Origin of the sequence: Kitasatospora sp. NPDC051705 (assembly GCF_044453265.1) — a bacterium.
Lineage (GTDB): Bacteria > Actinomycetota > Actinomycetes > Streptomycetales > Streptomycetaceae > Kitasatospora.
Window position 1 is genome coordinate 110,040 of record NZ_JBITCO010000006.1, and the last position, 18,678, is coordinate 128,717.

The window sequence follows — 18,678 nt, forward strand, 5'->3', positions numbered from 1 at the left end:
TGAACGTGACCGTCAAAAGCACGGCGAGGGCTCGCAAGAAGGCGGCCCCCGGCGTCCCTGACACCTCCCGCGCCACGGGGACGGACGCCCAGCCGGAGCTCGTACAGCTGCTCACCCCGGAAGGCGAGCGGGTCGAGCACCCGGACTACCCGCTCACCACCACCCCGGAGGAGCTGCGCGCCCTCTACCGCGACCTGGTGCTGGTGCGCCGGTTCGACGGCGAGGCCACCTCGCTCCAGCGCCAGGGCGAGCTCGGCCTGTGGGCCTCGCTGCTCGGTCAGGAGGCCGCCCAGGTCGGCTCCGGTCGCGCCATGCGCACCGGCGACTACGCCTTCCCCACCTACCGCGAGCACGGTGTCGCCTGGTGCCGCGACGTCGACCCGCTCAACCTGCTCGGCATGTTCCGCGGCGTGAACCACGGCGGCTGGGACCCGAACGAGAAGAACTTCCACCTGTACACCATCGTGATCGGCGCGCAGGCCCTGCACGCCACCGGTTACGCGATGGGCATCAGCAAGGACGGCGCCGACGACGCGGTCATCGCGTACTTCGGCGACGGCGCCTCCAGCCAGGGCGACGTCAACGAGGCCTTCACCTTCGCCTCGGTCTACAACGCCCCCGTGGTGTTCTTCTGCCAGAACAACCAGTGGGCGATCTCCGAGCCCACCACCACCCAGACGAAGATCCCGCTGTACCGCCGCGCCTCCGGCTTCGGCTTCCCCGGCGTCCGGGTCGACGGCAACGACGTGCTGGCCTGCCTGGCCGTCACCCGCTGGGCCCTCGACCACGCCCGCAGCGGCAACGGCCCGGTGCTGATCGAGGCGTTCACCTACCGCATGGGCGCGCACACCACCTCCGACGACCCCACCCGCTACCGGCCCAGCGAGGAGACCGAGGCCTGGAAGGCCAAGGACCCGATCGCCCGGCTCCGCGCGCTGCTGGAGAAGGAGGGCCTCGCCGACGAGGACTTCTTCGCCGCGGTCGACGCCGAGAGCGAGCAGCTGGGGCTGCGGGTGCGCGAGGGCGTGCGCAGCATGCCGGACCCGGACCCGACCCTGATCTTCGACCACGTGTACAGCGAGCCGCACGCGCTGGTCGATGAGGAACGGGCCGAGTACGCCGAGTACGCGGCCTCCTTCGAGGCGGGGGAGAACCTCTGATGGCCGGTCAGCTCAGCATCGCCAAGGCGCTCAACGACGCCCTGCGCAAGTCGCTGGAGAGCGACCCGAAGACCGTCCTGATGGGCGAGGACATCGGCAAGCTCGGCGGCGTCTTCCGGATCACCGACGGCCTGCAGAAGGACTTCGGCGAGGGCCGGGTGATCGACACCCCGCTCGCCGAGTCCGGCATCGTCGGCACCGCGATCGGCCTGGCCCTGCGCGGCTACCGCCCGGTGGTGGAGATCCAGTTCGACGGCTTCGTCTACCCGGCCTTCGACCAGATCGTCTCGCAGCTGGCCAAGATGCACGCCCGCGCGCTCGGCCACGTCAAGCTGCCGGTCACCGTCCGCATCCCCTACGCGGGTGGCATCGGCGCGGTCGAGCACCACAGCGAGTCCCACGAGGCGTACTTCGCGCACACCGCCGGCCTGCGCGTGGTCAGCCCGTCCAGCGCGCACGACGCCCACTGGATGCTGCGGCAGGCCATCGCCTCCGACGACCCGGTCGTCTTCCTGGAGCCCAAGCGGCGCTACTGGGACAAGGGCGAGGTCGGCGCCGCCGCCGACCTGGGCCTGCACGAGGCCCGGATCGTCCGCCCCGGCACCGACGCCACGCTGCTCGCCTACGGCCCCATGGTCAAGGTCTGCTTGGAGGCCGCCGCGGCCGCCGAGGAGGACGGCCGCCGCCTGGAGGTCATCGACCTGCGCTCGCTCTCCCCGGTGGACTTCGCCACCCTGGAGGAGTCGGTCAAGCGCACCGGTCGCGCCGTCGTGGTGCACGAGGCGCCGGTCTTCATGGGCATGGGCGCCGAGCTGGCCGCCCGGCTCACCGAGCGGTGCTTCTACCACCTGGAGGCCCCCGTCCTGCGGGTCGGCGGCTACCACGCGCCGTACCCGCCGTCCCGGGTCGAGGAGGCGTTCCTGCCCGACCTGGACCGCGTGCTGGACGCCGTCGACCGCGCGTTCGCGTTCTGAGCCGGGGAGCGAAGATGACCACCGAAGTTCGCTCGCTCCGCGAGTTCAAGATGCCCGACGTGGGCGAGGGCCTCACCGAGGCCGAGATCCTCAGCTGGTACGTCAAGCCCGGTGACACCGTCACCGACGGGCAGGTCGTCTGCGAGGTGGAGACCGCCAAGGCGGCGGTGGAGCTGCCGATCCCGTTCAACGGGGTCGTCGAGCAGCTCTTCTTCCCCGAGGGCGCCACCGTCGACGTCGGCACCGTGATCATCTCGGTCGCGGTCGCCGGGGCGCCCGACGCCGCGGCCCCGGCCGCCGCGCCCGCCGCAGCCGTGCCCGCGCCGGCCGCGCCCGCGGCGGAGCCGGCCGAGCCGGAGCGGCGCGAGGTGCTGGTCGGCTACGGCCCGCGCACCGGCACCGCCCAGCGCCGCGCCCGGCGGACCACCACGACCACGGTGACCGCCACCCCGGTCGCGCCCGCACCGGTCGCGCCGGTCGTGCCGGTGGCTCCGGTCACGCCCGTGGTGGCCGAACCGGCCGCCGGCGAGCGGCCGTTGGCCAAGCCCCCGGTCCGCAAGCTCGCCAAGGACCTCGGCATCGACCTGCGCGCGGTCGTCCCGACCGGCCCGGACGGCGTGATCACCCGCGAGGACGTGCACGCCCACGCGTCGGCGCAGGCCGCCGTGCAGGCCGCCCCGGCCGCGGCGCCCGCCGTCGTCGAGGCAGCAGAGACGCCCGCCGTCCCGGTGCCCGTCACCACCACGGGTGACGTCCGGGTGCCGATCCGCGGCGTCCGCAAGGCGACCGCGCAGGCGATGGTGGCCTCGGCCTTCACCGCCCCGCACGTCACCGAGTTCGTCCAGGTCGACGTGACCCGCACGATGAAGTTCGTCCGCCGCCTCAAGGAGAGCGGCGAGCTGGGCCGGGACGTCCGGGTCAGCCCGCTGCTGCTGGTCGCGAGGGCGCTGCTCACCGCGATCAAGCGCCACCCCGAGATCAACGCCCAGTGGGACGAGGCGGCCCAGGAGATCGTCATCAAGGGCCAGGTGAACCTCGGCATCGCCGCGGCCACCCCGCGCGGCCTGATCGTCCCCAACATCAAGGACGCCGGGTCGAAGACCCTCTCGGGCCTCGCCGTCGCACTCGGCGAGCTGGTCGACACCGCCCGCCAGGGCAAGACCTCGCCGGCCGACATGCAGGGCGGGACGGTCACCATCACCAACGTCGGCGTCTTCGGCGTCGACACCGGCACCCCGATCATCAACCCGGGAGAGGCCGCGATCCTCGCGGTCGGCACCATCCGGGAGATGCCGTGGGTGCACAAGGGCAAGGTGGTCCCGCGTCAGGTGACCACGCTCGCGCTCTCCTTCGACCACCGCCTGGTGGACGGGGAGCTCGGCTCCAAGGTGCTGGCCGACGTGGCCGCCCTGCTGGAGCGCCCGAAGCGCCTGATCACCTGGGGCTGACGGGCGCGTAGCGCGCGACATCCGGAGGAATGGACGAAGGGGTCCTCGCTCCACACCGCCGTGTGGAGCGAGGACCCCTTCGCCGTGCCCGTTCGTCGACTAGCGCTGGGGACGGAGTCGACGGACGGCGATCAGGACGCCGGAGCCGAGGGCGAGGAGCGCGGCGGCGGAGGCGGCGAGGAAGGTGTCGGCGGGGCCGGAGCCGGTCTGGGCGAGCTCGGGGGTGCCGGCCGGGGCACTGGTCGCGGGGGCGGCGGTCGGGGTGGCCGCCGGGGCCTTGGTGGCGGGCGCGGCGGGCGCGGCCGGGGTCCGGTCGGCGGCGGGCGCGGCGGGCGCGGCCGGGGTCCGGTCGGCGGCGGGCCGTGCGGGTGCGGGCTTGGTGGGCGCGGGCTTGGACGGGGACTTCGGGGCGGGCGCGGGGGAGACGGCCATGTCCTTGAGGACGCCGTCGGCGCTCTGGCCGTCGCCGTCGCCGTCGATGGAGACCTGGACGTGGGAGGCCTTCGACGCAGCCTTGGCCGACAGGCCGATCCGGAAGGTGAAGTGGGCGGCCCGACCGTCCTGCAAGGTCTCGCCGTACGGGGTCACGGCGCCGGTCCACCCGTCCGAGGAGCTGCCGAGGGCCAGCTTCTGCCAGCCGCCCTGCGGGGTGTGCGCCTCGATGGTGAGGTAGTCGTCGCCCAGGCCCACGGGCGCGGCCCCCACGATGCCGCGGAGACTGACGGAGGCCTTCACGTCCTGGTACGGCGCCCCGGTGAAGTTGACGACCGCGACGGGGATCTCGACCTTCGGGCCGCCGGCGGTGATGCTCAGCGACGGCGTCATGTGGAGCCCGGCCCGGAGATGCCCGGTGTGGGCGGCGGCGGGCGCCGTCGCCGCGGTCGGGGCGGCGGCGGGCGAGGCGGCCCAGGCGGTGTCCACGGCGAGCACCTGGACGCCGCCCGCGAGGACGGCCGCGGTGGCGGCGAGGACGGCGACGCGGCGGCCGGAGAGCGCGAGGTCGTTCTTCGCGAATCGGTTGATAACGGGCATACGCATGACGTGACTCCCCAGGGTCATGAATCCGACGTGTGTGGTGAAGACGACCGGCTCCGCTGCTCGCGAGCGGAAGCGCCCCCCGGGCTCCGCCGGTCTCGCTCTCCGTGCCTTCATCTGTATGGACGTGCATCCCCGCCGGGGGTTGCAGGTGGGTTCCGAAGTTTTTTCCGGAGGTTCTCGACGGGGTGTTCGGGATACTTCCGGGATGACGGATGAACTGACGGTCGGACCGGAAACGGTGCCGGCCGGGGGCGGGGAGCGGCGGTCGCTGCGGCGGGACGCGTCGGGGCCGGCACTGCTGGCGGGGTTGGTCTGCGTCGCGGTCTCGTTCTCCGGCCCGCTGGTCGTGGTGCTCGCGGCCGCCGCCGCCGGGCGGCTGGACCCGGCGCACACGGCCTCCTGGATCTGGGCGGTGTCCATCGGCAGCGGGCTGAGCGGCCTCCTGCTGAGCTGGTGGACCAGGACGCCGGTGATCACCGCCTGGTCCACCCCCGGCGCCGCGCTGCTGGTGACCGGCCTGGGCGCTTACCCGTACCGGGAGGCGGTCGGGGCCTTCCTGGTGAGCGCCGCGGTGGTGACGCTGTTCGGGGTGACCGGCTGGTTCGGCCGGCTGATCGCGGCGGTGCCGGTCGGCATCGTCAACGCGATGCTGGCGGGCATCCTGTTCTCCTTCGGCGCCGGGGTCTTCGGCGCCGTGCACGGCGCCCCGGTGCTGGTGGTGGGCAGCTTCGCGGCCTTCCTGCTGGCCAAGCGGCTGGCCCCGCGGTACGCCGTCCCGGTGGCGCTGGTGGTGGGCGGGGTGCTGGCGGCGCTGACCGTCGGACTGCCGCTGCACCCGGGCTCGGGCGGGCCGACCCGGCCGGTGCTCACCGTGCCGGAGTTCTCCTGGTCGGCCGTGGTGGGGGTGGCGCTGCCGCTCACGATCGTGGCGCTGGCCTCGCAGAACGCGCCCGGCCTCGGCGTGCTGCGGGCCTTCGGCTACCGTCCGGACGACCGGCTGCTGATCGGGTCGACCGGAGCGGTCTCGCTGCTGCTGGCGCCGTTCGGCTCGCCGGGGGTCAACCTGGCGGCGATCACGGCGGCGATCTGCGCCGGCCCGGAGAGCCACCCGGATCCGCGCCGCCGTTACGTCGCGGGGATGTCCGCGGGCGTGCTGTACGTCCTGGTGGGCAGCTTCGGCGGGGTGCTGGTGAGCCTGTTCACCGGTCTGCCGAAGGAGCTGGTCGCGGTGGTCGCCGGGGTCGCCCTGCTGGCCTCGCTGCAGGGCAGTCTGGCGGCGGCGGTGGCGGACGAGCGGGGGCGGGACGCCGCGGTGGTGACCTTCCTGGCGAGCGCCTCGGGGATGAGCCTGTTCGGGATCGGCTCGGCCTTCTGGGGGCTGCTGTTCGGGCTCGGCACCCACGTGGTGCTGGACCTCCGCAGGGACTGACCGCAGGGACTGACCGGGAGGCGGTTCGGGAGGGGTGCTGAGGGGGCGCGGTAGGACCGTGGCGTGAAGGGATCCGATTCATTGGAATGACTGGCCTGGTGTGGGTCATTCGGCCAGGTCGGTGACTTTTTCGTCACCCGGTAGGGGCGACACGCCGGTGCGGGTACGTCTCCGCTCCACCACCCGGGCGACGCCGGGTGACCGGAGCCCTGAGGACGCACCCGTATGCCGCCTGGCAACCCTGGCCGTCTCGTCCGGAGTCTGGCCGCGCTCGTGCTGGTGTCCACCGCCGTACTCCCGGCCGCCCTGGAGCTGGTCGGCCCCTCGCCGTTCGGCGTGATCGGACCGGGTGCCCCCGCCGACCGGGCGGTGCCGCCGCACACCGCCCAGCACGCCGACCACCGGACCGTCACGGCCGCACCCACCGTCGACGTGCGCCGCACCGGGGAGCCGGCCAACCGGATCACCCTGGTGCTGCTCGGCGACGGCTACACCGCCACCGAACAGGAGCTGTTCCGCCAGCAGGCCGACCGGGCCTGGCACGCGCTGATGGACATCGAACCGTTCCGCACCTACCAGGGGTTCTTCAACATACGGCGGGTCGAGGTGGTCTCCCCGGTCTCCGGGATAGCCGAGAGCGAGAGCCGCGGCCGCAACCCCGCCACCCCGCTCGGCATGCACTTCTGGTGCGAGGGCACCGCCCGGCTGCTCTGCGCCGACGAGGCCGCCACCGCCCGGTACGCGGGGGACGACGCCGGGCCGCAGTACCTGATCGCGCTCGCCAACTCCACCGAGTACGGCGGCGCCGGCGGCACCGGAGTGACCACGCTGGCCGGCGGCAGCCCGGACGCCGGCCGGATCATCCAGCACGAGATCGGCCACACCGTGGGGGACCTCGGCGACGAGTACGACAGCGCCCCCGACGACGCCGAGTACCCGAACCTCTCCACCCTCAACGCCGACGACATGCGGCGCAGGCAGACCAAGTGGTGGCGCTGGCTGGGCGCGGAGTCCCCCGACGGCGCCGGGACGGTCGGCGCGTACCGCAGCGCCAACGGCCTCTACCGGCCCACCCCCGACTCGGTGATGCGCACCCTGGGCAGCGCCTACAACCTGCCGTCGCGCGAGGCGATCATCGAGGAGCTCTACCGCCGGGTCCGGCCCACCGACAACCCGGTGCCGCCGCCCGGCGAGGTGGCCGGGCGCCCCCGGCTGGACGTCCGGGCGCTGCCGCTGAACGGCCCGCGCCAGCTCCGGGTGGAGTGGCGGGTGGACGGCGTCCCGGTGACCCCGCAGCCCGCGGACGGCGGCGCGCTGGACACCGCGCGGCTCGACCTGGCGCCGGGCCGGACGGCCACCGTCACCGCGACCGTCCGGGACACCACCGACTGGGTGCGCGACGAGGCGTTCCGGGACCGCTACATGACCCGCTCGGTGTCCTGGACGGTCACCGGCTGAGGCCGGGCGCACGCACCCGCCGTCGTGCGCGTTCGTGGGCGACCGACCGCCCCCCGCACTGGGCCTCCCATCATGGGATGACTACGCTGTTCGCACTATGACCGTGGAGCCCGCCAGTTCAGCCGCGCCCAGATCCGTCCCCGCTCCCCGAACCACCGCCGAGCCCCCGGCCGCCCCCGCGCCGTCCCCGCCCGGCGGGCGCGCGGCCTGGCTCGCCTGGTCCGTCGGCGTCAGCGTCTACGTGCTCGCGGTGATCCACCGCACCAGCCTCGGCGTGGCCGGACTGGACGCCGCCGACCGCTTCGGCATCGGCGCCTCCGCGCTCTCCACCTTCTCGATCCTCCAGGTACTGGTCTACGCGGCCATGCAGATACCCGTCGGCCTGCTGGTCGACCGGTTCGGGCCGCGGCGGGTGCTGCTGCTCGGGGTCGTCCTGCTCAGCGCCGGGCAGCTGGCCTTCGCGTTCAGCTCCGCCTTCGCCCCCGCACTGGCCTCCCGGGCGGTGCTCGGCTGCGGCGACGCGATGACCTTCATCAGCGTGCTGCGGATCGCCGCCAGGTGGTTCCCGGCCGCCCGCAACCCGTTCGTGGCCCAGCTGACCGGCCTCGCCGGCATGGGCGGCAACCTGATCACCACCGTGGTGCTCGCGCAGGCCCTGCACCGCGAGGGCTGGACGCCGACCTTCACCGCGATCTCGCTGCTCGGCGTCGCGGTGTTCGCGCTCGTCGCGCTGCTGTTGAGGGAAGCGCCCGACTCCGGGGCCGGACGGCCCGCCGACCGGCCCGCCGGAGACCGGGACCGGGACCGGGACCGGGACCGGCCGAAGGTCGGCCGCCAGGTCCTCGCCTGCTGGCGCGAGCCCGGCACCCGCCTCGGCCTCTGGGTGCACTTCACCACCCAGTTCCCCGGCAACGCCTTCGGCCTGCTCTGGGGCCTGCCCTACCTGGTGGAGGCACAGGGCCTGACCCGGGCCGAGGCCGGCGGGCTGCTGACCCTGCTGGTGCTCAGCAACATGACCTTCGGCTTCCTGTTCGGCCGCCTGCTCTCCGCCACGGCCCGGGCCCGGATGCCGATCGTCCTCACCGTCGTCGCGACCACCGGACTCGGCTGGGCCCTGGTGCTGGCCTGGCCCGGCGGCCACCCGCCGCTCTGGCTGCTGGCCGGGATCATCGTGGTGATGGGCAGCAACGGCCCGGCCTCCCTGGTCGGCCTGGACTACGCCCGCGCCCGCAACCCGGTGGAGCGCCTCGGCACCGCCTCCGGGATCGTCAACATGGGCGGCTTCATCGGCACGATGATCACCCTGTTCGGCATCGGCGTCCTGCTCGACGCCCTCTCCCCGGACGGCGCCGGCGGCTACTCCGCCGACGCCTTCCGCTGGGCCTTCTGCTGGCAGTACGTCCCGCTGGCGGTGGGCCTGGTGATGATCCTCCGGCTCCGGCGCAAGGTCGGCGCGGCCGAGGCGTAGGCAATCCGGCCGCTGGCCGGCGGTCTCTCCCCCCGCCGTTACAGCCCGATGCCCCGGAGGACCTCCGTGACCTCCGACGGCCGTCCGTAGATCCTGGCCCGGTCGATCAGGCAGAGCACGGTGCCCTCCGGCGGCATGACCGGTGCGGGTGCGGGATGCGCGGCCGCGGCCCGCGCAGGCTGCCCCACCGCACCGTCCCGCAGGCGGATCAGGTCCACCAGCTTCAGCTTCGGACAGCCCGGGACGACCCGGCTGCCCCGGATGCCGACCCGCTCCCCGCCCGGGCACGCGAAGTACGCCCCGTACGGCGGCCCGCCGTCCTCCTCCCGGCCCGGGAGATGGAGGGTCATCTCCCCGTGCCGGCAGTGCACCGTCCCGTCGGAGCGGACGGTCAGGCCGGGCCAGTCCTCGTGCTCGATCTCCGCGACGATCTGCACCTGCTGCCCGATCGCCTCGGTCAGGGTCTCCGCCATCCGCCGCTGCTGGGCGGGGGCGTCGGTGTCGCCGCGGCGGACGGAGGGGAGGAGGTCGCGGGTGACCCACTCCTGGAAGGGCCGGGCCGTGGGTTTCCTCGACCTCATGACGAGGCGGTAGAGCCCCGCCTCACTGACGAGGCTCAGCAACGGGTTTCCCCGGACGGATCCATTCCCACCTGCGGAAACGTCGTTCGGGTGAGTTGAAGTTACCCATACCGAGCGCATGTCGACGGTCCGCTTGTCGTCGGGGCCGACGATCCTGGCGGCCTGGCCCGGACTGCCCCGGTCCAGTACGGCGCACACGTCCTTGAGCGCGAACCACGGCTCCCCGTCGATCATCACGACGCGGATCGGCTGCCCCGTGCCGGGGAAGCTCGACCGCACCAGTTCCATCCGTTCCTGCTGTTCGTCGTCCATGGGGACGCCCCTCCTTCTTCCGGGTGATGGCTGGAGTGCCCGGAACAACGAGGCCGAACAGGTGAGGTGCTGGCGTCAGGTTGACGGATGGACGCACGAGTGGTGCCCACCCGGCGCGCGCTCGTTCGTGCACGCCGGGTGGTGTGCGCAGGTGGTCAGGGGGTCACGGCGAAGGTGGCCAGGACCCGGTCGGCCAGCTCCTTGTCCCCCTCGACGCCCACCGGGCCGGGGCGACCGCGGCCGCAGGCGAGCCGGACGAACGTCTCCCAGCCCATGGTGAGCTGGACGTCCGGAGCCAGGCTGATCGACTCGTCCACGGTGCCGCGGCCGGCCGCGTCGACCCGGACGGTGCGCAGGAACTCCACCGGGCCGGTGACGTCCACCACCACGGTCGTCCCGGCCGGGGCGCCGGCCTGGTGGGCGACGGCCTTGGGCAGCAGGCCGAGCAGGACGTCCCGGGTGATCAGGGCGGCCGGGGAGTCCAGGTTGCCGGGGGTGCCCAGCGCCCGGCGCAGGTCCTGCTCGTGCACCCAGACGTCGAAGGCCCGCAGCCGCAGCAGCTCGTGGTACGGCACGTCGTGGCTGAGCGGTCCGGCCGGCCGGCGGACCGGTTCCTCGGGCGTCTGCTTGGCGTTGCGCAGTGCCCGGGAGCGGCGGATGACCGTGTACTCCAGCTCGCTGGTCATCTCCAGCGCGGTGTGGCAGCGGCGCTTGTCCACCGGCAGCTCGACGTAGCGGGCGAACTCGGTGGTCACGTGGCGGAGGTCACGCGGCAGCGAGTGGATCGGGCGGGGGTCGCCGAGGAGCTCGGACTCGACCGCGATGATGTGCGAGACGACGTCCCGGACCGACCAGCCGGGGCACTCGGTGGCCCGGTTCCAGGAGCCCTCGGGGAGGGGGGCGACCAGCTCCGATATGGACTCGATGCTCTGCGTCCAGGCGTCCGTGTAAGCCTGCACGGTCTGGTTGTCCGTCACGGGAATCTCCGGCCCTCCGTCAGCTTCCTTGCCGCCCGCGCCCGCCCTCCCCGGTCGGCCGGGATGGTCCGGCTTCCGGGCGCACACGCTAACCGCACGTTACGCTGCCGGGAGACAGCTGGGCAGCGCTTTCGGGTGACGATCGTAGGTCTCTTGCCGTGGACGGTGGTACTGTGCGCGCTTCATTGATCCAACTCGCGGTCTCCGACGAGGAGCCGCCCGCCGAACGGCGTGCCAGGGCCGCCGCCCTGGTCCGTGCTCAACAGGGCGCCGACCTGGTGGTCCTGCCCGAGTTGTGGGCGCTCGGCGGCTTCGCCTACGACCTCTGGTCGGACGGCGCGGAGACGCTGGACGGGCCGACCTCGGACGTGATGGCGGCGGCGGCCCGGGCGGCCGGGGTCTGGCTGCACGCGGGTTCGATCGTGGAGCGCGACCCCGACGGGCCGATCTACAACACCTCGCTGCTGTTCGCCCCGGACGGCGAGCTGGTGCACACCTACCGCAAGATCCACCGCTTCGGCTTCGACAGCGGCGAGGCGGTGGTGATGGGTGCCGGCCAGGAGATCGTCACCGCGCCGACCGACTTCGCGACGCTGGGCCTGGCCACCTGTTACGACCTGCGCTTCCCGGAGCTGTTCCGGGCCCTGCTGGACGCCGGCGCCCAGCTGCTGGTCGTCCCGGCGGCCTGGCCGGCCCGGCGCCGCGAGCACTGGACGCTGCTGGCGCGGGCCCGGGCGGTGGAGGAGCAGGCGTACGTGCTGGCCTGCAACACCGCGGGGACGCACGGCGGGGTCGAGCAGGCCGGGCACAGCATCGTGGTGGACCCGTGGGGCCGGGTGCTGGCCGAGGCGGGGGCGGACGAGGAGGTGCTGACCGTCGAGTTCGACCCGGCGGAGGTGGCCAAGGCCCGCGCGGAGTTCCCGGTGCTGCGCGACCGTCTGCTCGGGATCCCGGCGCCGGTCCAGCGCTGACCCCCGGCCCGGGGCGGCCGGGGCGGGCCGTGCACCTCGGCCCGGCCCGCCCTGCCCCGCCCTGCCCGGTCCGGCTGGCCGCCCGGCCCGGGAGAGGGGGCGATCCGGCTCGTCCGGGGGGTGGGTCAGCGCCTGCTCGGGGCGGGTTTGAGAAGATGAGCACTCGTCGTGTTCCCCGCCGTCCCCGGCCGGTCCGCCGAGGGCCCACCCGGCCGGCCAGCCCGAGGAGGTCGCGCGCATGTCCGGCAACGGCGCCGGCGACACCCGCCCCGTCATCCACCGCAACAGCCTGCGCGAACAGATCGCCGGGGCGTTGCGCGAGGAGATGATGGCCGGTCGGCTGGCGGCCGGCCGCAACTTCACCGTCAAGGAGATCGCCGAGCTGTACGGGGTCTCGGCCACGCCGGCCCGCGAGGCCCTGGTCGACCTCGGTGCCCAGGGGCTGCTGCGGGCCGAGCACCACCGCGGATTCACCGTGCCCGAGCTCGGCTGGGACGACTTCCTGGAGATCTTCGAGTCCAGGGTGCTGCTCACCGACAGCTTCTACCGCCAGTTCTCCACCCGCCGGGCGCTGCCGGACCTCAGCCGGCTGCCCTCGCTGCGCCGCCGGGCCGACGCGGCGGTCCGTGCCGCCCGGGCCGGGAACCTGGACGTGATCGTCGGCTGCGACCGCCGTTTCTGGCAGGAGGTCGCCGCCCTGGCCGGCAACCGCCGGATCAGCGGCTACCTGGACTGGCTGCGGGTGCAGTCCTGGATGTTCGCCGCGCCCTACCTGCGGGAGATGCCGGTCCTCGCGGGGGTCTGCTGGGACCGCCACCTCGAACTGGTCGACGCCGTCGAGGCCCGGGACCTGACCGGCGCGCACCGGATCATCTGCGAGTACAACCTGTTCACCGCCCGGCTGCTGGCCGAGCTGGCCGGGCGGCCGCTGGAGTCCGTGACCGTGCTCGGACTGCTCACCGGGCCCCTGGACGGCGAAACGGCGCCGCCCCCGCCCGCCGCTCCGGCCGAGGCCGCCGCACCGCCGCCGCCCGCCGGGCCCGCCGAGCGGACCGGGCCGGGGCGCCGCCGGCCGGGCGAGGAGGTCGCCCGGGAGCTGGGGCGGGAGCTCGGGCTGGGCCTCGGTCTGGTGCCGCAGCCGCGCTCGGTGCACGGACGGTTCGCCCGGCGGCTGCCGGAGGCGCCGCCCGAGGCGCCGCAGGGCCGGCCCGACCCGTACCCGGCCCCGGGCCGGTAGGGTGGGCGGTCGTCGAACCGGGCGCCCCGTACCGCGGCCGCCCGGGTAACGACACCGCCCCCGTCGTCGCCCCGCCCCGCGGGCGATCCCGCCGCCCGGAGAGGAACTGCCGGCCATGGCCTGCGACCTCTGGCTCGTCCCGCTCGTGGACGTGCTGAGCCACAGCCCCGACAACCCCTTCCGGGACGACCTCGCGCTCTACAACTCGGTGTTGGCCTCGCGCGGGCTGCCCGAGGTGCCGGTCTACCAGTACGTGCCGGGGATCAGCGGCGCCGTCGAGCCGATAGCGGCCTTCGACTACGACTCGCTGCACTTCCTGCGCCGCGCCTACCTGCTGGGCCTCACCGGTCTGGACATCACGCCGGTGGACTCGCTCGGCGGGGACTACGAGCAGCTGCTGGAGATGTTCGAGAGCAGCGCCGAACAGTCGCACCTGGTCTGGCACTTCGACCACGCCGGCGCCTACGTGCCGATCGAGTTCGCGACGCCGCTGGTGGACGAGGCGCTGCTCGCCTCCGGCGGTCCGCTCGGCTCCAGCCACGGGCTGCTGCGCGAGCTGCAGGCCGTGGCCCCGGCGCTGGGCATCGACCCGTTCAACCCCCCCGGCCCGACCAGGCCGCTCGGCCCGACCGGCCTGGAGCAGCCCTTCGGGCCGCCGCTGGACGACCTGCACCCCTTCGCCCGGGAGCGGCACGCCTGGGCCGGTCTGTACGCGGCGGCGACCCGCAGCCTCACCCAGGGATCGATGGTCGTCTTCGCCTGAGCCCCGGGCTCCGCGTCCCCGGGCCCCGGGCTCCGAGTCCCCGGCCCGGTCCGGCTCGGTGCCCGGCTCCGGGCCCGGCCCCGCGCCGCCGCGGGCGCCCCGCCGCAGGCCTACCGCAGCGGCCCCTCCGGCGGCCGCTGGCGCGGCATGGTGGGCCGGGTGCCCGGCGGCGGCAGCACCCGCACCTGGGCGCCCACGCCGGTCTCGCTGCGCCCGCCCCACGTCCCCGGGGACTGGGTGGGCAGCTGGGTCATCGAGGCGCGGAACTCCAGCATCCACTCCGAGGTCTCGGTGCGGACCATGTCCGAGACGTCCTCGCAGAACCGGCGCAGCACGCCGAGGCAGCGCTCGGCGGCCTCGCCCGCGGTGCCCTCGGTCGGGCCGAGCACCTCGCGCACGCACTCCGAGGCCCAGTCGAACTGGAAGGCCTCCAGGCGCCGTTGCAGCGCCTGCGCGGTGCTGACGTCCCGCATCCAGCCGGAGGTGAGGCCGAACACCCGGTCCGTGCCGTAGCAGGCGGCGGAGAGCGCCAGGCCGACGTAGCCCCAGCTGGTGCCGTGCGCGACCGTGCCGGTCAGGTCGACCAGCGGGGCGGTCACCCCGCCCACGGCGAAGCCGGCCGAGCCGAACCGCAGCAGGCGCGCCCAGCGGCGCTTCCAGACGCGGTCCCGGCGGTACCAGTCGATGGCCTCGACGGCCCGCTCCTCGGACCAGCGGTACAGCTCCTCGAGCCGTTCGGCGGGCTCGCCCCAGTCCCCGAGGGGGAACTGGCGGGCGCTCAGATCGGTCCGGCGGCGGGTGGAGGCCCGGCGGGCGACGATCGCGGCGGGCTGGTCCTCCTCGCCGATCTCCTTGCCCCAGGCACTCTCCTCGGGCTGCATTTCCGGCTGGCTCACCTGTGAGGCTCCCTGTGGCGGGCGGGCTGGTGGTTCTGGCGGCTCATCGGCTGACGCGGCGTCTGCCGGTGGTTGTCCAACAGCACTTCTTACCGCCAAATGGCTGACCGTGGGTCGCTTCCCGGATGATCGTTACCGGATTCGGCCACCGGAACCCGAGGTGGGAGGGATGCGGGGGTCGGCGAGATTTCACCCGTCCGAGCGAGGCTCCGGTGACCCGCCGTCCTGACCCGGACACCCGGCGCGCATCCGGCCCGGCCCGGTTCGGAGGTTCCTCCAGCATCGTGGGCGTACGGAGCTCCCTTCCTGGAGGATCCGACGGGACCGGGGAACGGCCCGAACCGGCCACCGGCTACCCTTGCCAAGCGTGAAGGTCCTCGTCATCGGCGGCGGCGCCCGCGAACACGCCCTGTGCCGCTCTCTGTCCCAAGATCCCGCCGTGACCGAGCTGCACTGCGCCCCGGGCAACGCCGGGATCGCGCAGGTGGCGACGGTCCACCCGGTCGACCAGCTCGACGGCGCGCAGGTCGCCGACCTGGCCGTGCGGCTCGGTGCCGCCCTGGTCGTCGTCGGCCCGGAGGCCCCGCTGGTCGCGGGCGTCGCCGACGCCGTGCGCGCGGCCGGCGTCCCGGTGTTCGGCCCGTCCGCGGCGGCGGCCCAGCTCGAGGGCTCGAAGGCCTTCGCCAAGGACGTGATGGCGGGCGCCGGCGTGCCCACCGCCCGCTCCTACGTCTGCACCACCGCCGAGGAGGCCGCGGAGGCGCTGGACGCCTTCGGCGCGCCGTACGTGGTGAAGGACGACGGCCTGGCCGCCGGCAAGGGCGTGGTGGTCACCTCCGACCGCGCCGAGGCGCTGGCGCACGCCGCGTCCTGCATGGTGGAGTCGCCCGGCCGTCAGGGCCGGGGGAGCGTGGTCATCGAGGAGTACCTGGACGGCCCCGAGGTCTCGCTGTTCGCGATCACCGACGGGACCACCGTCGTCCCGCTGCAGCCCGCACAGGACTTCAAGCGCGCCCTGGACGGCGACGAGGGCCCCAACACCGGCGGCATGGGCGCCTACTCGCCGCTGCCGTGGGCGCCCGCCGGCCTGGTCGAGGAGGTCCTGGAGACCGTCCTGCAGCCGACCGTCGACGAGCTGCGCCGCCGTGGCACCGAGTTCTCCGGCCTGCTCTACGCGGGTCTGGCGCTCACCTCGCGCGGCACCCGGGTGATCGAGTTCAACGCCCGCTTCGGCGACCCGGAGACCCAGGTCGTGCTGGCCCGGCTGCGCACCCCGCTGGCCGCCGTCCTGCTGGCCGCCGGCACCGGGACCCTGGACCAGCTGGAGCCGCTGCGCTGGGACGAGGACGCGGCCGTCACCGTGGTCGTCGCCTCCGAGGGCTACCCGGCGGCGCCGCGCACCGGAGACCCGATCGAGGGCCTGGCCGAGGCCGAGGCCGACGGCACCGCGTTCGTCCTGCACGCCGGCACCAGGTACGGGGCGGACGGCGCGGTGCTGAGCGCCGGCGGCCGCGTGCTGTCGGTCACCGCGACCGGCGCCGACCTGGGCGAGGCGCGCGACCGCGCGTACGCCGCCGTGGACCGGATCACCCTCAAGGGTGGTCAGCACCGCACCGACATCGCGCTGAAGGCGGCCACCGCCTAGGACCTGTCCGGCGGCCGCCGCGCAGCCGCCGCCACGCGCCCGCGGGGCGCTGCGTGCCGTGGGTTTTCCCCCCATGGACGCAGCGCCCCGCGGCGTTTCCCGGGCCGGAGCGGCCGACGGCGCCGACGCACCGTTCGGCGGCCGGAATCCAGCCCATCGGGTGACAGCACCCGCATCCGGCTGACGTAACCGGGCGGACGGCCTTATGGTGCGCTGGATCGCAGTGCGGCGCGGACGCGCGCCGGGGTCGCCGCCGGGTAGCGGTGCTTCGGCGGGGGGATGCTGGACGGCGTCCGGCCGGGCGGTCGCCCGGGTGCTTCGCACCGGACCGGTCGCGGTCGTCCGGAATCCGGGCGGCGTCACCGGGACGAGTGGAAACCGGGGCGATCCGGAACACCCACCCGCGCCGGGGCGTCGAAAATGGCAGAAGCGCCACGCAGCACGCACTGCCCGGGATCGGACGCCTCCGTTTCCCGGTCGTAACTGATCGTTTCGAGTCGGCTCAGGGGCCCGTCACCGGGTGCCCGGGGGCTCCGAAGGGGGTGCCGCACCGTATGGCCGCAGTCGACACCGCGCGCGCTCACGCCCAGGCGGTCCTGCGGGTCCGAGGTCTCGCCCTGGCCGCCGCCGCCATGCCCGCCGCCGTCGCGGTGGTCCTGCTCGCGGGCCGGTTCACCGGGCGGATCGGCGCTCCCGGCTCCGCCGACGCCGCCGGGTGGGACACCGCCCGCTGGGTGGTCGGCGCGGTGGCCGCGCTGGCCCTCCTGGTGGCCGGCCTGACCGCCCGCGCCTACCGGCGGGCCGTCCCGCCGCAGACCCCGGCCGTCCCGCTGGCGCGCGCCGAGGCCCCCGAGCTGTACCGGCTGATCGGCGAGCTCGCCGACCGGCTGGACGTTCCCGCGCCCTCGGTCCTCGCCCTCACCCCGGACTGCGACAGCTGGCTGGAGGACCTCCCGCCGGTGCGGTCGGCCCGCCCGTTCCGGCCGCACGCCGAGCCGCCCGGCCCGATGCTGGTGATCGGTTCGCCGTTCCTGTGGTGGATGCGGGCCGACGAGCTGCGCGCCCTGCTCGCCCCGGTGGTGGCCGGCGCCGCCGCCTCCGCCGACCCGGAGATCGCCGCCGCCCGCCGCTTCCTGCGCAGCCTGGACGCCAGCCTGGACCCGGGCCAGGGCGCCGCCCCCGGCCTCGGCGGCGGCAACCTGGCGGGCCCGCCACGGCCGGCCCGCCGCGGCCCGGCCGCGCTCGCCGACCGGGTCACCGGCGGGATCACCCGCCGCCTGCTCGGCGCCTGCCGCGGCCACGCCGCGGAGCTGGAGCGCGCCGTCGCGGCCCGGGCCTCCGAGCAGGCCCGGACGGTCGACTACGGCCTGCGGATCGCCGCCCAGGAGCAGGTCGGGCTGGCCTACGCGGGCTGGGACCGCCTGCTCACCCGGGTCGCGCTGCCCGCCTGGCGGCTCGGCCGCCACCCGGCGCACCTCAACGCCGGGGTGGTCGCCGCCCTCACCGAGCTCTCCCGGCGGGACCGCCTGGCCGACGGCTACGGCAACCGGCTCGGCGACCGCCCGGCCTGCGACCTGTTGGAGGAGCCCGGCAGCGTCGACCGGGCGGTCTCCCGGCTCGCCGCCGAACTGTTCTTCGGGCGTCCGGAGGCGGGCGCCTGGCACGAGCTGGAGTGGTCCGACTACCCGGCCGAGGTGGTGGACGCCGGCTGGCGGGCCGGGGCCGCGGCCCTGCAGGCCGCCCTGGACCGGCTCGCCCCGCAGGCCCGCCCGGGCTCCCCGACCCTCACCCGGCTGCTGGTCCGGCTCGCCGACGGGGAGGGCGAGCCGTTGGCCGCCGCGCTCACCGCCCAGCTGGCCCGCACCACCGCCCCGGCCCCGCTGCTGGAGCCCGACCGCACCGGCCGCGACCTGCTGGTGGACCACGTCACCGCGATGGTCTGCTGCGCGGCCGTGGACACCGCGGGCGGCAGGCCCGGCCTGGACTGGCTGGACGGCCCGGTGCTGCTGCTCGGCGGGGTGCGCCGCACCGATCTCGCCGGTCCGGTCGCCCAGGCCGTCGAGCAGGGCCAGGACGGCCCGCTGCGGGCCTGGCTGGACGCCGCCGACGTCCGGCTGGAGAAGCCCGTGCGGCTCTGAGGCCCCGGCCCGGGGGCGGCCCGGCGGCGCTCGGGCCGCCGGTGCGCGCCCCCGGAAGCCGGGCGGAACGATCGTCTCCGCAGGCCGGGGGCCCGGTCCGGGCCGGTGGCGAGATTCCCGGCACCAATTGCCACCACTGGGTGACGCAGTGACAGCACTCTGTGGTGTATTAGTCCGCACGCA

The 18,678-nt window shown here is 74.8% G+C and carries 15 protein-coding genes; 11 read left to right on the forward strand and 4 right to left on the reverse strand.

Annotation, left to right across the window (positions count from 1 at the left end):
* Nucleotides 1–5 precede the first annotated feature (5 nt).
* From pdhA to ACIA8Q_RS10245, 3 genes are read left to right on the forward strand one after another with little or no spacing between them, the layout of a single operon-like run.
* Nucleotides 6–1,160 (forward strand): pyruvate dehydrogenase (acetyl-transferring) E1 component subunit alpha, encoded by a 1,155-nt coding sequence (gene pdhA / locus ACIA8Q_RS10235; RefSeq protein WP_360205931.1) that lies wholly within the window; start codon nucleotides 6–8, stop codon nucleotides 1,158–1,160.
* Nucleotides 1,160–2,134 (forward strand): alpha-ketoacid dehydrogenase subunit beta, encoded by a 975-nt coding sequence (locus tag ACIA8Q_RS10240; RefSeq protein ID WP_387900548.1) that lies wholly within the window; start codon nucleotides 1,160–1,162, stop codon nucleotides 2,132–2,134. The genes pdhA and ACIA8Q_RS10240 overlap by 1 nt, the downstream gene beginning before the upstream one ends.
* Before the next feature lie 14 nt (nucleotides 2,135–2,148).
* Nucleotides 2,149–3,582: a dihydrolipoamide acetyltransferase family protein gene (locus ACIA8Q_RS10245; protein ID WP_396316980.1), complete on the forward strand. Its 1,434-nt coding sequence runs from the start codon at nucleotides 2,149–2,151 to the stop codon at nucleotides 3,580–3,582.
* A gap of 99 nt (nucleotides 3,583–3,681) precedes the next feature.
* Here ACIA8Q_RS10245 and ACIA8Q_RS10250 read toward each other — a convergent pair whose 3' ends face one another.
* Nucleotides 3,682–4,620 (reverse strand): hypothetical protein, encoded by a 939-nt coding sequence (locus tag ACIA8Q_RS10250; protein WP_396316981.1) that lies wholly within the window; start codon nucleotides 4,618–4,620, stop codon nucleotides 3,682–3,684.
* A gap of 205 nt (nucleotides 4,621–4,825) precedes the next feature.
* On the opposite strand from ACIA8Q_RS10250, the gene ACIA8Q_RS10255 reads away from it, so the two are divergent.
* From ACIA8Q_RS10255 to ACIA8Q_RS10265, 3 genes are all read left to right on the forward strand, one after another.
* Nucleotides 4,826–6,049, forward strand: a complete 1,224-nt coding sequence (locus ACIA8Q_RS10255; protein ID WP_360205924.1) for a benzoate/H(+) symporter BenE family transporter — start codon at nucleotides 4,826–4,828, stop codon at nucleotides 6,047–6,049.
* A gap of 225 nt (nucleotides 6,050–6,274) precedes the next feature.
* Entirely contained in the window at nucleotides 6,275–7,507 is a 1,233-nt protein-coding gene (locus ACIA8Q_RS10260) for a M64 family metallopeptidase (protein ID WP_360205921.1), read from the forward strand.
* A gap of 97 nt (nucleotides 7,508–7,604) precedes the next feature.
* Nucleotides 7,605–8,975 (forward strand): nitrate/nitrite transporter, encoded by a 1,371-nt coding sequence (locus tag ACIA8Q_RS10265; RefSeq protein WP_396316982.1) that lies wholly within the window; start codon nucleotides 7,605–7,607, stop codon nucleotides 8,973–8,975.
* Between the two features lie 38 nt (nucleotides 8,976–9,013).
* On the opposite strand, the gene ACIA8Q_RS10270 is transcribed toward ACIA8Q_RS10265, so the two are convergent.
* Both ACIA8Q_RS10270 and ACIA8Q_RS10275 read right to left on the reverse strand, forming a co-directional pair.
* Nucleotides 9,014–9,868 (reverse strand): Bro-N domain-containing protein, encoded by an 855-nt coding sequence (locus ACIA8Q_RS10270; RefSeq protein ID WP_396316983.1) that lies wholly within the window; start codon nucleotides 9,866–9,868, stop codon nucleotides 9,014–9,016.
* A gap of 155 nt (nucleotides 9,869–10,023) precedes the next feature.
* Nucleotides 10,024–10,845: a maleylpyruvate isomerase family mycothiol-dependent enzyme gene (locus ACIA8Q_RS10275; protein WP_360205912.1), complete on the reverse strand. Its 822-nt coding sequence runs from the start codon at nucleotides 10,843–10,845 to the stop codon at nucleotides 10,024–10,026.
* 173 nt (nucleotides 10,846–11,018) lie between these two features.
* Here ACIA8Q_RS10275 and ACIA8Q_RS10280 point away from each other — a divergent pair, with 173 nt between their 5' ends.
* The 3 genes from ACIA8Q_RS10280 to ACIA8Q_RS10290 all read left to right on the forward strand — a co-directional run bounded on the left by ACIA8Q_RS10280 (nucleotide 11,019) and on the right by ACIA8Q_RS10290 (nucleotide 13,816).
* Nucleotides 11,019–11,816, forward strand: coding sequence for a carbon-nitrogen family hydrolase (locus ACIA8Q_RS10280; protein ID WP_360205909.1), 798 nt, complete (start codon nucleotides 11,019–11,021; stop codon nucleotides 11,814–11,816).
* A 238-nt stretch (nucleotides 11,817–12,054) separates the two neighbouring features.
* Nucleotides 12,055–13,053: a GntR family transcriptional regulator gene (locus ACIA8Q_RS10285; protein ID WP_360205906.1), complete on the forward strand. Its 999-nt coding sequence runs from the start codon at nucleotides 12,055–12,057 to the stop codon at nucleotides 13,051–13,053.
* Nucleotides 13,054–13,168: 115 nt separating this feature from the next.
* Complete coding sequence (locus tag ACIA8Q_RS10290) at nucleotides 13,169–13,816, forward strand: hypothetical protein (RefSeq protein ID WP_360205903.1); 648 nt, start codon at nucleotides 13,169–13,171, stop codon at nucleotides 13,814–13,816.
* Nucleotides 13,817–13,926: 110 nt separating this feature from the next.
* Here the strand turns inward: ACIA8Q_RS10290 and ACIA8Q_RS10295 are convergent, their stop codons facing one another.
* A complete protein-coding gene (locus tag ACIA8Q_RS10295; RefSeq protein WP_360205900.1) occupies nucleotides 13,927–14,712 on the reverse strand; it encodes an SLATT domain-containing protein in 786 nt (261 codons plus the stop codon).
* A gap of 367 nt (nucleotides 14,713–15,079) precedes the next feature.
* On the opposite strand from ACIA8Q_RS10295, the gene purD reads away from it, so the two are divergent.
* A complete protein-coding gene (purD, locus tag ACIA8Q_RS10300) occupies nucleotides 15,080–16,357 on the forward strand; it encodes a phosphoribosylamine--glycine ligase (RefSeq protein ID WP_360205897.1) in 1,278 nt (425 codons plus the stop codon).
* A gap of 554 nt (nucleotides 16,358–16,911) precedes the next feature.
* Nucleotides 16,912–18,495: a hypothetical protein gene (locus ACIA8Q_RS10305; RefSeq protein ID WP_360205894.1), complete on the forward strand. Its 1,584-nt coding sequence runs from the start codon at nucleotides 16,912–16,914 to the stop codon at nucleotides 18,493–18,495.
* The last annotated feature ends 183 nt before the right edge of the window (nucleotides 18,496–18,678 follow it).

Excerpts from the sequence above, each read along its gene's own strand:
- ACIA8Q_RS10240 (WP_387900548.1), top strand. The coding sequence starts at position 1,160 with ATGGCCGGTCAGCTCAGCATCGCCAAGGCGCTCAACGACGCCCTGCGC.
- ACIA8Q_RS10245 (WP_396316980.1), top strand. The coding sequence starts at position 2,149 with ATGACCACCGAAGTTCGCTCGCTCCGCGAGTTCAAGATGCCCGACGTG.
- ACIA8Q_RS10250 (WP_396316981.1), bottom strand. The coding sequence starts at position 4,620 with ATGCGTATGCCCGTTATCAACCGATTCGCGAAGAACGACCTCGCGCTC.
- ACIA8Q_RS10255 (WP_360205924.1), top strand. The coding sequence starts at position 4,826 with ATGACGGATGAACTGACGGTCGGACCGGAAACGGTGCCGGCCGGGGGC.
- ACIA8Q_RS10260 (WP_360205921.1), top strand. The coding sequence starts at position 6,275 with ATGCCGCCTGGCAACCCTGGCCGTCTCGTCCGGAGTCTGGCCGCGCTC.
- ACIA8Q_RS10265 (WP_396316982.1), top strand. The coding sequence starts at position 7,605 with ATGACCGTGGAGCCCGCCAGTTCAGCCGCGCCCAGATCCGTCCCCGCT.
- ACIA8Q_RS10270 (WP_396316983.1), bottom strand. The coding sequence starts at position 9,868 with ATGGACGACGAACAGCAGGAACGGATGGAACTGGTGCGGTCGAGCTTC.
- ACIA8Q_RS10285 (WP_360205906.1), top strand. The coding sequence starts at position 12,055 with ATGTCCGGCAACGGCGCCGGCGACACCCGCCCCGTCATCCACCGCAAC.
- ACIA8Q_RS10290 (WP_360205903.1), top strand. The coding sequence starts at position 13,169 with ATGGCCTGCGACCTCTGGCTCGTCCCGCTCGTGGACGTGCTGAGCCAC.
- ACIA8Q_RS10305 (WP_360205894.1), top strand. The coding sequence starts at position 16,912 with ATGGCCGCAGTCGACACCGCGCGCGCTCACGCCCAGGCGGTCCTGCGG.